At 45.4% G+C, this 13745-nt stretch carries 12 protein-coding genes; 3 read left to right on the top strand and 9 right to left on the bottom strand.

Annotation, left to right across the window (positions count from 1 at the left end; genetic code table 11):
* Window positions 1-91: 91 nt before the first annotated feature.
* The 4 genes from B5X68_RS17115 to B5X68_RS17100 form a co-directional block, all read right to left on the bottom strand.
* The gene (locus tag B5X68_RS17115) at window positions 92-1264 is read right to left on the bottom strand and encodes a glutathionylspermidine synthase family protein (protein WP_082215971.1); all 1173 of its coding nucleotides are present in this window, start codon (window positions 1262-1264) and stop codon (window positions 92-94) included.
* A gap of 11 nt (window positions 1265-1275) precedes the next feature.
* Window positions 1276-1887 (bottom strand): Cj0371 family chemotaxis-regulating polar lipoprotein, encoded by a 612-nt coding sequence (locus B5X68_RS17110; protein WP_082215970.1) that lies wholly within the window; start codon window positions 1885-1887, stop codon window positions 1276-1278.
* Window positions 1888-2096: 209 nt separating this feature from the next.
* A complete protein-coding gene (locus tag B5X68_RS17105) occupies window positions 2097-3383 on the bottom strand; it encodes an aminotransferase class V-fold PLP-dependent enzyme (protein WP_082215969.1) in 1287 nt (428 codons plus the stop codon).
* Window positions 3384-3453: 70 nt separating this feature from the next.
* The gene (locus B5X68_RS17100; protein ID WP_082216161.1) at window positions 3454-4215 is read right to left on the bottom strand and encodes a M23 family metallopeptidase; all 762 of its coding nucleotides are present in this window, start codon (window positions 4213-4215) and stop codon (window positions 3454-3456) included.
* Between the two features lie 162 nt (window positions 4216-4377).
* Here B5X68_RS17100 and B5X68_RS17095 point away from each other — a divergent pair, with 162 nt between their 5' ends.
* Complete coding sequence (locus B5X68_RS17095) at window positions 4378-5349, top strand: aldo/keto reductase (protein WP_082215968.1); 972 nt, start codon at window positions 4378-4380, stop codon at window positions 5347-5349.
* Window positions 5350-5391: 42 nt separating this feature from the next.
* Here the strand turns inward: B5X68_RS17095 and B5X68_RS17090 are convergent, their stop codons facing one another.
* Window positions 5392-5802 carry a DoxX family protein gene (locus B5X68_RS17090; protein ID WP_082215967.1) on the bottom strand — a complete coding sequence of 137 codons (411 nt, stop codon included), beginning with the start codon at window positions 5800-5802 and terminating at the stop codon, window positions 5392-5394.
* A 166-nt stretch (window positions 5803-5968) separates the two neighbouring features.
* On the opposite strand from B5X68_RS17090, the gene B5X68_RS17085 reads away from it, so the two are divergent.
* Window positions 5969-8230: a TonB-dependent receptor gene (locus B5X68_RS17085; RefSeq protein ID WP_082215966.1), complete on the top strand. Its 2262-nt coding sequence runs from the start codon at window positions 5969-5971 to the stop codon at window positions 8228-8230.
* 41 nt (window positions 8231-8271) lie between these two features.
* On the opposite strand, the gene B5X68_RS17080 is transcribed toward B5X68_RS17085, so the two are convergent.
* Window positions 8272-8670: a GlcG/HbpS family heme-binding protein gene (locus B5X68_RS17080; protein WP_082215965.1), complete on the bottom strand. Its 399-nt coding sequence runs from the start codon at window positions 8668-8670 to the stop codon at window positions 8272-8274.
* A gap of 263 nt (window positions 8671-8933) precedes the next feature.
* Here B5X68_RS17080 and B5X68_RS17075 point away from each other — a divergent pair, with 263 nt between their 5' ends.
* The gene (locus B5X68_RS17075) at window positions 8934-9245 is read left to right on the top strand and encodes an isoamylase early set domain-containing protein (protein WP_082215964.1); all 312 of its coding nucleotides are present in this window, start codon (window positions 8934-8936) and stop codon (window positions 9243-9245) included.
* A 99-nt stretch (window positions 9246-9344) separates the two neighbouring features.
* Here B5X68_RS17075 and B5X68_RS17070 read toward each other — a convergent pair whose 3' ends face one another.
* From B5X68_RS17070 to B5X68_RS17055, 3 genes are all read right to left on the bottom strand, one after another.
* Window positions 9345-10265, bottom strand: a complete 921-nt coding sequence (locus B5X68_RS17070) for a hydroxypyruvate isomerase family protein (protein WP_082215963.1) — start codon at window positions 10263-10265, stop codon at window positions 9345-9347.
* Between the two features lie 79 nt (window positions 10266-10344).
* On the bottom strand, window positions 10345-13038 hold the full coding sequence (locus B5X68_RS17065; protein WP_229208457.1) for a PVC-type heme-binding CxxCH protein: 2694 nt from the start codon (window positions 13036-13038) through the stop codon (window positions 10345-10347).
* A gap of 408 nt (window positions 13039-13446) precedes the next feature.
* On the bottom strand, window positions 13447-13698 hold the full coding sequence (locus B5X68_RS17055; protein WP_082215961.1) for a hypothetical protein: 252 nt from the start codon (window positions 13696-13698) through the stop codon (window positions 13447-13449).
* Between the last annotated feature and the right edge of the window lie 47 nt (window positions 13699-13745).

Genomic DNA, 13745 nt, shown 5'->3' with positions numbered 1-13745 from the left:
CAGCATTACAAACTTTGCCAGACAAAATGATTTTTTCCTAAAAAGATGAGCAAACGGTCGTCTCAGTTAGTGTGCGGTCACTTTCAGCGGATTAGTCAACCAGATGCCCTACAAATTGTGCTTTATTGTCGAGAATTTTCCCGCCACGGCGAAAACCCAGGGCACAGGCCTCACCTGCATAGAAGACGCCAGCCTGATACGAATTTCCTGCACCATCGGTAGGGAAATCCAGATATTCCTGATAAATCTTTGCCTGATTATCATACTCTCCTTCGACGGTCTCTAACACTTCTCCTCCCTTTTCGAGGATCGACACATTGGCTCCTTCACGACCAAAAAGTACTTTTCGCACTGATTTTTTATGAGGCAATGCATATCGCTCGGTTTGCAATAACAACGGGTGATATGGATAAAGGTCCCACAATACTTTAAGAATGTATTTTGACTGAAATAAAAGCGTATATGCCGGATTGAGAATTACGGCTTTGCGGTTTTTAACAATTTCCGTGAGCATTACGGCCAGCTCCGGCTCATCATTGCCGATGTATTCCCACGGTATGAGCTTGAACCAAAAATCAAAGCGAAGAAAGTCATTGGAATCGGGGACCATCTTGAAAATGCCTTCACCATTGGAAAACTCAACTTCCTCTACATAAGCGAAATCCGTGTCAAATCCGGCCTCGCGCGCTGCTTCGGTCAGCAATGCAACATTGGTGTCGTCTTCCGGGTAACCGCGCATGGTGGAGAACAAAATGGATGCGTCCAGGTCGTTATTGGCCTCTTTGAGGTAACGAAATTGGTTTACTAATGTCTCGTAAAGGGTGTTAAACTGCTGCGATTCATCCAGCCCGTTCATTCGCAAATGCGCCCATTGTACGACCGCAGTTTCGGGAATACAAGTCGCCGTATCTGCATTGAACTCGATCAGCTTAACAGGTTCGCCATCAATCCCGCCGGCGAGGTCGAAACGGCCATATAAATGGATGTGGCGGTCGTCCTGCCAGGAAAGCTCAATCAGTTCTCTGAGGTTTTCGGGAATGCCCATTTCCTTATAAAGCTGATTATCAATGGCATACTGCCCGGCCTCAACCAGCATTTCATAGAGTGTTCCGGCTGCTTCATAATATTGAACAGCCTGCTCTTCGTTAACGACTACGACGTCACTCACCACGTAGGGAGCCGTGTCGGCGCCCAGCATCCAGTCCCAGCCTACATTTTGAAGCCCTTTTTCGGGGTGGTTGGGAAGCGATTTCAGTTTAATCATGATCTGTAATTTTAACCTCCGCTTCTGCCAGCGGAACGTCCGAAGAAACCATTTCTGCCGCCTTTTGGACGGGAAGTCACCATGCGGGTGGTGCGGGAAGCATTGGCTTGCTGCACAGCAATTTGTGATTTGTTGTATACATTCGGGTCGCTGTAAAATCCTCTGGCCGCACTGCCGTTTCCACGATAGTTGTTCATGTAGGCATTGTTGGAGCTTCTTCCAAGCATATAACCCATTCCTCCGTACAAAAGCATGGTGGACAGGCCGCTGTGGTGCCCCACGGAAGACTGGTTATTACGGATTTCATCGTCGATCAATGCTTTGGCAGCGCTTGTGCTCAGCGAATCGGTGTGCCCATCGAGGTAAGTGACAATGGCGACGGACTTGTCTGCGTCGACGCTTTCTTCGTCTGTGATCTTGAATTCTCCGGGCTTAACTTCTTTAATATGCGAGCGGATGCCTTTGGAGTAGCTGGTTTCTTCGTAACTGTAAGCTTCTTCGTCTTCATTGGAACCGCATCCTATCATTCCGATTCCGGACGATAATATGGTGATGGCCAACGCGCTGCTGATGCTTATGTCTTTGGCCCTTTTGAGGAAAGAACCCTTTCGTAACTGCGTCATTTGATTAGGTTTTTAAGCTGATGATATCAAAAATAAAGATTTAAGGCTCCATGCAAAAGCGTAATTCGTTCGAATGGTTGAATTTACCGACTTTAAAATCCTTATCTACTATAAACGGTTTAATGTCATTTATACTATAAAATAAAAAAGCATAACCAACCTTCGCAGGCGCCGGTTATGCTCTTCAAAATAATCTTTTATAAAAGTTATCAGGCTTTCTTCGCAATCTTTTCCAGTGCTCCGACGAGTTTATCAAGATCACTGATTTTGGTAAACACATGAGGCGTAACCCGCACACAATGAATATTTCCCCAATTAATACCCACCGTGTGGATCTGGTAATCTTTCATCAGTTTGCTATCCAGTTCTTCGGGCTTCATGCCGTCAATGCTCACACCGGCTATGGCGCAGGAATATTCGGGTTTCAGGGATGTATGGATCTTCACGCCGGGGATCTGCAATGCTTTTTCTGCCCAGTATTTTTTCAGATAATGCACCCGTTCCTGCTTTCTTTTGGAACCGATTCCTTCCTGAAAATTAATGGCTTCACCTATGGCCTGTTCTATGCAAAAACTGCGCGTTCCTAATGTTTCAAACTTGCGGATATCCTTGCTTTTAGGCTGGCTGTTGCATAGCAGCGGCCATATTTTCTCAATTTTCTCTTTCTTGATCCACATCATCCCGCTTCCTACGGGCGCGCTCAGAAACTTATGCAGGCTCGTGCCAAAGTAATCGCAATCCAGGTCCGGAATTTTATAGTCCAGCAAACCAAATGTATGCGCACCATCCACAACTACTTCAATGCCTTTGCTATGCGCCATATCGCAGATCTTTTTCACCGGCATAATCTGACCCACCCAGTTGATAATGTGCGTCACGTGAATGATCTTAGTCTTTGGCGTGACGGCATCAGCGAATGCTTTTACGATCTGATCGTCGTTTTCAATCGGAAAATCAAATGATAACTGTTTGTAAACCAACCCATCCCGCATTTCCCTCTGCTTCCAGGCCTGGATCATATTTGGATAGTCCTGAATGGTGCCGATGATTTCGTCGCCTTTTTCGAGCGGCAAACCAAAAATAATGGTGTTTAGCGCTTCCGTGGCGTTCCGGTTGATCGCTATTTCTTCTGCATCGCAGCCCGCGAGTTTGGCTAAACGCTGCCGGAGCGGCTCACGGCCTTTATCTATAATCCGCCACATGTAGTAAGAAGGTCCCTGCGCAGCGGCTTTGTTGTATTTTTCCAGAGCTTCCTGCACCGCTATTGGCGAAGGCGAGACGCCGCCGTTGTTGAGGATAATAATGTCACTTTTGCTCGCCGTGTAAGCGTCCTGGATCACCGACCAGTAATCCTCATTATCTGCACTGTTGTCATTCCAGAGCTTTTCGGCTTCGCTGAAACCTTCGGCGTGCAGTTCGTTATAAAGACTGTTAAGACCAAAGGCACCAAAGCCAATGGCCGCGCTCTTTCGGAAAAAGGACCGGCGGTTGTTCATAAAAAATGGTTTATAGGAATAGTAATTGAGTGAGCTACAATTTATTAATTAATAGCATCAATCCCAATCATTACAAAACGAAACCATCCTTCACCGCTCCCATAAGCAACCATTCATACGTGTTGACGGGCACCGGCATGGCATACTCATCCAGTTGCAGATACATCAGGTGCAGGTGCGTTGGAGAGCGTTTTTGATAAGCATTATAACCGGAGCGGCCCATTTCCGCGATTTTATCACCAGCATTCACCCACTGCCCGGGCTGCACTTCGATCATGTTATTATGTGCGTAGTAAAAAAGGCCGTCGAGGCAGGGATCGTAAATCCATATCCAGTTTCCGCCCCGGAATTCGCTGTTATATTTCCAGCCCGTTTCCGTCGCAATGACAATTCCCGATGTAAAGGCAAGCACATCAACGGCCTTCCAAGTCCGGTCGTCCAGATTATCCTGATCCTTATCCTTGATGAAAAGATCGTGAGCTGGATGGCTTCCTTTTACATTGTTATCAAATAAATCGAAACCATCGCCCCGGTAACCTCTTCCCCGGCCGCCTATGGATTCGCGTGGGGTGTAACCTTTAACCGGATAAACAAAATAAGACGAATCAATCACGCGACAGGTGTCCCTTTGGAATTCACTTCTTAGCTGCTGCATCACCGTGCGGAAAGCCAGCCGGCCCGAGTCGGGCGAGATTACATTGTCCCGGATGTCCAGCTGGATCTGGTTGAATGCAGCGGAGTAATCTTTTATTTTTTCAGAAGGTTCATCTTCATTGACCCAACCGGAAATGCTGAGGATCAGGACAATTCCGGCAATTCTTTTTATTGTCATCAACAATGCATTTACCATCAACCCTTTGTGTCTCACTTATCAGTTTAATTGAAGAACGTTATCGGAGATTTTTATGAACTTAAAATCTTACAAATGTATTTGTAATACATTAAAAAGATGCAATCCCGGGCTTTAATCCACGAACACTAAATTTACTTAACAATGCAAAACCGTCGTTTTGGGCGTAGTGGCTGGCAGATCAGCGAAATAGGTTATGGAATGTGGGGACTTGCAGGCTGGACCGGCTCCGACCGTAAGGAAACAGATGACTCGCTTAATCTGGCAGTTGAATCGGGCGTTAATTTTTTTGACACTGCCTGGGGTTATGGCGAAGGCCTGAGCGAGCGCATTCTCGGCGATCTGATCCGCCGTTATCCCGACCGCAAATTATATGCTGCCACCAAAATCCCACCAAAAAACCGCCAATGGCCATCTAAGCCGGGTTCCTCTTTAAAAGATGTTTTCCCTGCGGATTACATTGTTGAATACACAGAGAAAAGTCTTCAAAACCTGGGCACGGAACGCATTGATCTGCTTCAATTCCATGTGTGGGAAGACAGCTGGGCACAGGAAGATGAGTGGAAAGAAGCCATACAAAAGCTTACGCAGGAAGGAAAAGTGGAGCGTTGGGGCATCAGCGTAAACCGCTGGGAGCCGGATAATGTGCTAAAAACGCTCGAAACGGGTTTGATAGACGCTGTTCAGGTTATCTATAATATTTTTGACCAGGCACCGGAAGATAATCTGTTCCCGCTTTGCAAAAAACTCGATATCGGCGTTATTTCCCGCGTTCCATTTGATGAAGGAACATTAACAGGCACATTGACCAAGGAAACAACATTCCCCGCCGACGACTGGCGTTCAACATACTTCGTGCCTGAGAACCTGAGTTCAAGCGTAGACCACGCCGAAGCTTTGAAAGCAGATATTCCAGAAGGAATGACGATGCCCGAGCTGGCATTAAGGTTTATATTGAACAATCCGGACGTGCACACCACGATCCCGGGCATGCGTAAGTTGCCTCACGTGCGATCCAATGTTTCCGCAAGCGACGGCAAACTACTGGATCCTCAATTGGCAGAAAAACTGAAAGAACACCGCTGGGACCGCTCTCCAACGCAATGGTCACAATAGCATAGAAAAAGGCGTTTCCGGTTCTGGAAACGCCTTTTTCATTTATCTGTAAAGACCACTATCCACAGACATTTTCCCCGGGCCGGTCAGAAACAACGTTACATACACGATAAGGAATGACAGTGCGTGTTCTTTATCAGCCAGCGGATCTGCGCCGTGTACAATGAACGAAACGACTGCCATAGTTATGATCAACGGAATAAGTGCCGCTCTGGTAAACAGCCCGAGAATCACCAAAATTGAGCAGACGAACTCTGCGCCAATTGTCAGATAAAGCGATAACTCCTCTCCAATCCCGATGGGATCAGCAAATGAATGGTCCCCTTTTAAAAGGTTTTGCAGTTTGGCATAGCCATGTGTGAGCATGAGCAATGAAATTCCTACCCTCAAAATCAGCACGCCCCAGTCGGCCGATGCCGGCAATTTAATCGGTTTCAAAAATTTTTTCAGCATAGTTATGATGGGTTATTCATGAACATGTCTAACTAAAAGTAGTATGCGGATAGTTTCCAAAACATTTTTTTTATTAATCGAATTATAAATTGTTGTTTGTCAAGTTATATTTTTAGATTTGTCTAAATTAATATTAAGGATAAATTAAATATAAGATTAAGTATATATGAAGCTACTCATACTAACAATGTTATGCACACTCAGCTTTCCAGTTATGGCGCAACATACGCTTTCGGGAAAGGTGATACTGGAAGAGGGTAGCGACGCAGCATATGGTGCCTCGATTTATATTAATGAGTTAAAAACCGGAGCAACGGCTGACTCGCTTGGACATTATAAAATAGCTGGCATTCCAAACGGAAACTATTCAATTCGGGTGAGCTTCATCTCTATGCCATCCATTACTGAAAAGAATGTGCGGATTGAAAAAGACGTGATACGTGACTTTGTTCTGAAATCCGGCGCTAATTCTCTGGAAGAAGTCGTGGTTACCGGCACAATGAAAGAAGTTTCAAAACTCGACAGTCCCGTTCCGGTTGACATTATCACCGCCAAATTCATATACAAAAACCCCGTTCCCAGCATTTTCGAAGGCCTTAGCTACGTCAATGGCGTGCGTCCTCAGCTTAATTGCAATGTGTGCAGCACGGGCGACATTCACATTAACGGACTCGAGGGACCTTACACCATGGTTCTCATTGATGGTATGCCCATGGTCAGCGGGCTTTCTACGGTTTACGGCTTATCCGGAATCCCCAATAGCCTGATCGAGCGGGTTGAAATTGTAAAAGGTCCTGCTTCAACACTTTACGGCTCCGAAGCAGTAGGTGGTTTAATCAACATTATCACAAAAAATCCTTCCAAAGCTCCTATATTTTCTGCGGATGCTTTCAGCACTTCCTGGCTGGATTATAATGTGGACTTGGGCGTGAAGTTTACAGCCGGATCCAAGGCAAGCTCGCTGCTGGGTGTGAGTTATTTCAATTATCAAAATCCAATCGACAACAATAAGGACGGCTTCACAGATCTGACATTGCAAAACCGGATCTCTGTTTTTAACAAATGGTCATTTAACCGAAAAAACAATCGCCAGGCCAATATTGCGGCACGTTACTATTACGAAGACCGGTGGGGCGGGGAAATGAACTGGAACAAAACATATCGCGGCGGAACGGAAGTTTACGGGGAAAGCATTTACACAAAGCGATTTGAAGTTTTGGGAAATTACCAGCTTCCCATGTCTGAAAAAGTGACTTTGCAATATTCTTTCAGTTCCCACAATCAAAATTCAACATATGGCAATGTGGTTTTCAATGCGGATCAGAAGATAGCCTTTGCGCAGCTTTTATGGGACAAGGAAATTGGCAGACATAACCTGCTTTTTGGAACGCCATTCCGCTACACGTTTTACAATGATAACACCACTGCAACCAGGTTTCTGGACGGTAAAGATCATCCGGACAAGATTTTGCTGCCTGGGATTTTCGTGCAGGACGAGATTAAGGCGGGCGCACATTCGCTGTTGCTGGGTGCCCGATATGACTATAACAGCCGCCACGGAAGCATTTTTACGCCGCGACTCGCTTACAAATACAAATTCAACCCGACCGACGTGGTAAGGCTAAACATTGGCCGTGGTTTCAGGATCGTGAACCTGTTTACCGAGGATCACGCAGCATTAACCGGTTCGCGGCAGGTTATTTTGAAGGAAGCGCTCAATCCTGAACAAAGCTGGAATGTGAATATCAATTATGTCAAAAAGATCGTGACAGGAAATTCTTTCATCGGCTTCGATGCTTCGGTTTTCTATACGCACTTTACAAACAGGATCCTGCCCGATTATGACACCAATCCCAACGAGATCATTTACGACAATCTGGACGGTTATGCGGTTTCAAAGGGCGTTAACCTGAACCTCGATTTCAACTTTCCTTTCCCGTTGAAAATCATTGCCGGAGCCACTTATATGGAAAATTTTCAGAAGGAGAACGGTGTCCGTTTTCGCCCGGTGCTCACTGAAAAATACACTGGCGTCTGGTCTGTTTCCTATGAGCTTCAAAAGTCAGGCATTTCCTTCGATTACACGGGGAACATTTATGGTCCTATGCGGCTTCCTGTGCTGAGCGAAGAGGATCCACGCGCAAGGATTTCGCCGGTTTGGTCGTTACAAAATATACAGGTCACGAAAAAATTTGATAATGGTCTGGAAATTTATGGCGGTGTGAAAAACCTTTTAAATTTCACGCCACCCGCCAATTCCATCGCACGTTCAAATGACCCGTTTGATAAGAATGTAAAGTTTGACGATAACGGTCAGGTGATCGCAACACCCGATAATCCTTACCGTCTGACATTCGACCCCTCCTATGTTTTTGCACCAAATCAGGGCATCAGGGGCTTTCTCGGCATGCGATATACATTACGCTGATAAAAATAAGTCCCAGCCAGCGGTTTGACCGGGACGCAATGTTATAAAGATGCTGCGCCCGCCGCTGCGACCTCATGATCATTGTCAACAGTGCTGCCACTAACACCGATTGCACCAATCATATCACCTCCGGAATTTTTGATAACAACACCACCGGGAAACGTGATAAGCCCTCCGTTTGAATGCTCAATATTGAAAAGCGGCTCTCCCGGCTGTACGAGCGGACTCAAAGCAGCGGTGTCCATGGTGAACCAGACCGCCGTTTTAGCCTTTTTCTGCGCTATATCAGCGGATCCCAGCCAGGCTCCATCCATGCGTGCAAATGCTACAATGTTCGCTCCCGTGTCTACTACGCAGATATTCATTTTCGTATCGAGTTCTGCCGCTTTTAACTTCGCTGCATCAATAATAGCTTCTGCTTGCTCCAGTGAAATGTTCATGATCCTTCGGTTTTAGTATTTTTAAAATAAATTTTCTCGCTGCTGTTTAATGAAGCGAAGAATGAAAAGATTTACCCTAAAAAGACCATACCCCTGTTAATCAGTACATTTTATCACTGACACTAAATTGAAATAAGAAAAAGCAGTTAGTCGTTTAATTATGATTATTCGAAGATCAAATTCCTATATAATATTGATATTCATTGATTTGAATAATTTTTGATTGTATATTTGTCGCATCAACTATTTAACACTACATAATCATGGCATTAACGAAACAATTTGTAAAGAGTAAATCCCTTTATAAAGTAACATTTACAGTTCCTGCGGAAGCAGCAGTTGAAGCAAAAAAAGTTGCATTGGTTGGCGAGTTCAACGGATGGAACCCTGAGGAAGCAATCGCTTTGAAAAAGCAAAAAGACGGTTCGTTCAAAGCTAGCCTTGAATTGGCTTCCGGTGAATATCAGTTCCGTTACATTCTTGACGACGCGAAATGGGAAAATGACTGGGCAGCAGACAAATACGTAGCTGCTGGCGTTGACGCAACTGCTGAAAACTCGGTTGTCGTATTGTAATCTACTATTGCCTTCGGGCACAAAAAAACACCGGAAGTTTTGCTACTCTCCGGTGTTTTGTTTTATAAAATATTGCGTTGGAAATCGCTCTTTAAGACATTAGATTGTAAAGCTGTCACTTTCCACATAAGCCTTAATCAGCGCCTCTTCACCCTCCTTACCCGGCGAAAAATTGCCGTGCTCCATGCCCATAATGAAGGATTTGTTTTCTTTTTTGCTGCGGTCGTAAATGTATTTGAAAATATTTTTATAATTGATTTCTCCTGTCGTCGGCTCTTTACGGCCCGGCTCATCCCCTATCTGGAAATAATCAATTTCACTCCACGTTCTGTCAATGTTGTAAAGCAAGCGTCCTTCATTTTTCTGCATATGGTAAATGTCGTAAAGGATCTTGCACGACTTGCTGTTCACTCCGCGACATATCTCATAAGTCTGGTCAGAAGTTCTCAGGAAGAGGTTCGGAGAGTCGCTTAGCGGCTCCAAAACCATTACCAAACCGTGTGGTTCAAGGATTTCCGACCCTCTGCGCAACGCGTCGATCACATGCCCGGTTTGCACGCCTATTGGCAAATTTCTTTCAAAATCACCAGGAACAACGGTCATCCATTTGGCATTAACACGCTTGGCGACTTCCACTGCTTTTTTGCAGCCATTTAAGAAAATATCAATGTATTCCTGCTTGCCTGCTGCTAATGTGTTGGCTCCGTTCCCACCTTTATCCACTACAAAAACGCCCATTTGCATACCTAGTCGGGTCATTTCTTTGGCAATGGCTTCCTGCTGCTCCACCGGCCTGCCCATCATACCATTATCTTCGATCGCCATAAAACCCTGGTCAGCCATAAATTTCAGCTGATCAATCACATCTTTCCCGGCGCTGTTCTGAAACATGCCGAAGTGGGACGCGTATTTAAGCTTGAATTTATTTTTAGCCGTTGGCGCGGTCGCGAAAGCATCTCCTGCTGCAATTGCTGCACCAGCCAGACCAAGGGAAGATTTTACAAAATTTCTGCGGAGCATATTTCTTTAAGTTTTGTTTAGAAATGTAAAGATGCAGCGCAATTAAATATACCGCAAATCCCGCTTGAAACTTGTATTTCTAGCTGCTCCTGCGTCTTCTTTTCTTCTCTTTTTTACTTTCTGGTTTCGATGGCTCAGCAAGTTTTTCATCTTTGGGCTGAGGCAAATAAGGCGACAGTTGCACCTTAATCTCTTCTCTAAATGCATTTTTCACACCTAGCAGAGCAGCTTCTTTTACATCGCCGGTAACCCGGTCCTCGCGAAGCAATTTCACCACAGCTTCTTCACCAGGCCAGCTGGCCCCAAGATATTTGGCGGCATTTTTACGGACCGAAGCCGGCTCGTTGGGATCCAAAGCAGTGTTCCTGAGCAAATAAACAGACTCCGGACTTCCTACTGTTTGTATAGAGGCCAAAAGCGACGATTTCTTAGCTTCGTTGAGCCCGGCAAGCTTTTGCGTAACATAAGAAATGCCCGCCTGTTCAAGTAACAATGCGCCCGCATCGCGACCAACGACCTCATCCGATTTGTCCAAAGCCATTTTAAACAACCTGTCCATTTCCGATTCGAGCTCATAGCGCGTCATCAGATCGATATAATGTTCGGTGCCGTAAGTTTCGTCCAGCAACTTGTTCAATGCTGTTAATCCCTGTTGTGAATTGGTTACAAAGGATTTATCCAAATGCAGCAATGCAAGTTTGCTTACCTCAATGCGATCAGATGAATTCACGGTCATTACATTCAGCAACGCCTGCGATTTTTCATAGCCCGCGTGGAAAAAGTCAAATGCCCGGAAATAACGCAGCCTGCTTTTGAAGCTAACACTTGTATCCGAAGCCGCCGCTGTCAGATATGGAATGGCCTGACGAGTTCTTGCCAGCCACACAATGTCTTTACCGGCGCTTGTCCCAACCGGATTAGCACCGGCACGGGCCAGCCACGCAGGAAAGATCCGCTCCCACTGGTCATAAGCGCCAATGCTCAATGCTTCGACCGACCAGCGGTCATTGCCTTTGTATTGCTTCGCAAGTTGCAGCCATACGTCTAATGCCTCGTAAGTATGGTTATGATTGATTGCAAGCGCACATTCTCTTCGTACTTGCGGATCGGGGTCGGCGGTGAGGCGCTTGATATATTCCGTAGGATCACTGTTACGCTGCCTTACAGCACGCAATGCTGTTATCCGTAAATTCGGGTTCATCTCCCTGAATGCAATGTCGAGGCTTCTGTAGTTAAATCCTTCGATCCGGTTTAGAACCCATAATGCGCGCGCTCTTATTCGCGGACTTACGCTTATCGAGCGGAAAAGCTCTTCCAGGTAAGGTTCAGCCTGCCAGCCATGCTTTACGCAGGCATTCCAAGCCATGTAGCGCATTGATAAATTGGGGCTTTGCAGTGCTTTTACAGCTTGTTCAGGAATCGTCAGGTCAAAAACAGGAATTTTATAAGCAACTCCTGTCGGAGCAACACGGAATATCCTTCCACGGCTCCTGTCTTTCATTTTATGCGAACCAATGATCGGATCATACCAGTCGGAGATGATCAGTGAACCATCTGGCGCTACGCACACATCACTCGGCCTGAACCACTTGTCACGCGTTCCTTCCACGATGGGAAGGATGCCCGTTGACTTGTATCCGGCGCCGTCATTAACCACGGGAAATCCGCTTACGTTTTGCTGGCCGGCGTCTGCAAGCAAAACCTGCTCCCAATAACGTCGTGGCAGCAAATTGCCCTCATACACCGTGATGCCCATTGGAAAACCAGATCCTGTTTCAATGAGATTTGGTACAACGCCCGGGTCATTCTGATGCCAATGCCTGCGCGGGATCTCGTCTTCCAGATTGGTGCGGTTCAGACGCCAGCTGGCTCCGGTCATTTCATCGATATAACCAAAATTCCCGTTTTCCATCACATACGAAACCCTGTCGCCACCATTGCCGGGCTCTTCCTGGTCCGACTGCCACATTGTTCCAAAACTATCAACGGCAACTTCAAAACCAATCCGGAAATTCTCTGCTAATATCTCAACTTTGGTAAAATCCTGATCGCATCTGAAAACGACACCTTGTTTGAATTGTCTGAAATCAATTGGCCTTTCATATTTATCGAGTAATGGCCTGTCCTGGCCGTCAACAAGCTGTCTTCCGGCGTTACCGAAGTTAAAATAAAATTTCCCGTCCGGCCCGAAAACGAAGGCATGAATTCCAGCGTCACTTTGCGAGCCGCCGATCCCTTTGAACAAAATCTCTTTCTTATCTGCCTTGTCATCGCCATTTGTATCCGTAAAAAGCCACACATATGGACTTTGCGAAACAACAGCTTTGTTGCCCATCACCCAAATTCCCAAAGGAGCATTGAGCTCAGGCCCCTGATAGAAAACTTTGGTAACATCCGACTTTCCATCACCGTCCTTATCTTCCATGATCACGATGCGGTCGCCCTGTCCGAGCTCCGATTTGCCATTAACAGCAGGCCGGTAATTATAAGCTTCACAAGCCCAAACCCTGCCGCGGTGGTCCACATCAATGTTGATCGGGTTAATTACGTCCGGTTCTGAAGCAAACAATGAAGCCTCCAGACCTTCGGCCACTTTAAGTCCGAGGACTGCATTTCGGGAAAATCTTTTTTCGGGTTCTGACAGCGTAGCGTATAGGCTATCAGGATTGGTAACTACTAATGAATCAGAAAGTTGACAAAAACCGCAGAAGTGGAGGAGAACGGTATTAACTGCAATTAGTAATGCAGACTTAGTAAAATTGAATTGTTTCAAAACAAAATTTGATGATGCAGGTTACTCAAATAACGTATAAAAATACCTTATGTTTCCTGAATTAAGAAATGAAGTTTGAAAAGAAAGGAGGATTTATTGCTAACTAGTTTTACTTCCTAACCAGGATGCTTATCGGGATCCAGACGATTGTCAAAAATGGAAAGGAGATATATGCTTTGTGGTTTCACAACAAAGAATATTGAAGTTTGAGGAGAAGCGACGCACCTTCGAATTTCGTTTGGCTTATTAACTATCGGGAATTGCTCTGGATATTTTGCAACTCTGCTGATTTGGTAGTCGATTTCGGATAGCACTTTTAGGGTGATAGACTCTCCCCATTTAAAGAATAAATACTCAACTAAGTTTTCATAATCCAAAATAGCCCGTTCCGACCATTCTAAATTCCGACTAACTTCCATACTTCACCCGAAGTTGCGAAATTTTGTCTTCGATGCGGCTTTGGGCGTATTTCTGACTAAAAACACGACCTTCCCGCACATCTTTAAGACCTGCATTAATTCCAATCATTTCCCGTTCACTGAGTTCGCCGGACTCTAATTCCTCATTCTCCAAAATAAATTTGAAGCCAAGGTCAGTCAGAACCCTTGTCAGGAGCGAAACATCATTGTCTTGTTCTATTTCTATTTTGATTGTTGTCATAAATCAAATTTAAGAAAATTTCATTCTGCAAACCAAGTTCATATCCA

It is taken from the genome of Dyadobacter psychrophilus (genome assembly GCF_900167945.1).
Classification (GTDB): domain Bacteria; phylum Bacteroidota; class Bacteroidia; order Cytophagales; family Spirosomataceae; genus Dyadobacter; species Dyadobacter psychrophilus.
Note: the sequence above shows the minus strand (reverse complement) of the source record. Positions and strands in the feature narration are given on the sequence as shown.

Excerpts from the sequence above, each read along its gene's own strand:
- B5X68_RS17080 (WP_082215965.1), bottom strand. The coding sequence starts at position 8,670 with ATGAACATTTCACTGGAGCAAGCAGAAGCTATTATTGATGCAGCGAAG.
- B5X68_RS17075 (WP_082215964.1), top strand. The coding sequence starts at position 8,934 with ATGGCATTAACGAAACAATTTGTAAAGAGTAAATCCCTTTATAAAGTA.
- B5X68_RS17095 (WP_082215968.1), top strand. The coding sequence starts at position 4,378 with ATGCAAAACCGTCGTTTTGGGCGTAGTGGCTGGCAGATCAGCGAAATA.
- B5X68_RS17105 (WP_082215969.1), bottom strand. The coding sequence starts at position 3,383 with ATGAACAACCGCCGGTCCTTTTTCCGAAAGAGCGCGGCCATTGGCTTT.
- B5X68_RS17110 (WP_082215970.1), bottom strand. The coding sequence starts at position 1,887 with ATGACGCAGTTACGAAAGGGTTCTTTCCTCAAAAGGGCCAAAGACATA.
- B5X68_RS17090 (WP_082215967.1), bottom strand. The coding sequence starts at position 5,802 with ATGCTGAAAAAATTTTTGAAACCGATTAAATTGCCGGCATCGGCCGAC.
- B5X68_RS17115 (WP_082215971.1), bottom strand. The coding sequence starts at position 1,264 with ATGATTAAACTGAAATCGCTTCCCAACCACCCCGAAAAAGGGCTTCAA.
- B5X68_RS17070 (WP_082215963.1), bottom strand. The coding sequence starts at position 10,265 with ATGCTCCGCAGAAATTTTGTAAAATCTTCCCTTGGTCTGGCTGGTGCA.
- B5X68_RS17085 (WP_082215966.1), top strand. The coding sequence starts at position 5,969 with ATGAAGCTACTCATACTAACAATGTTATGCACACTCAGCTTTCCAGTT.
- B5X68_RS17055 (WP_082215961.1), bottom strand. The coding sequence starts at position 13,698 with ATGACAACAATCAAAATAGAAATAGAACAAGACAATGATGTTTCGCTC.
- B5X68_RS17100 (WP_082216161.1), bottom strand. The coding sequence starts at position 4,215 with ATGACAATAAAAAGAATTGCCGGAATTGTCCTGATCCTCAGCATTTCC.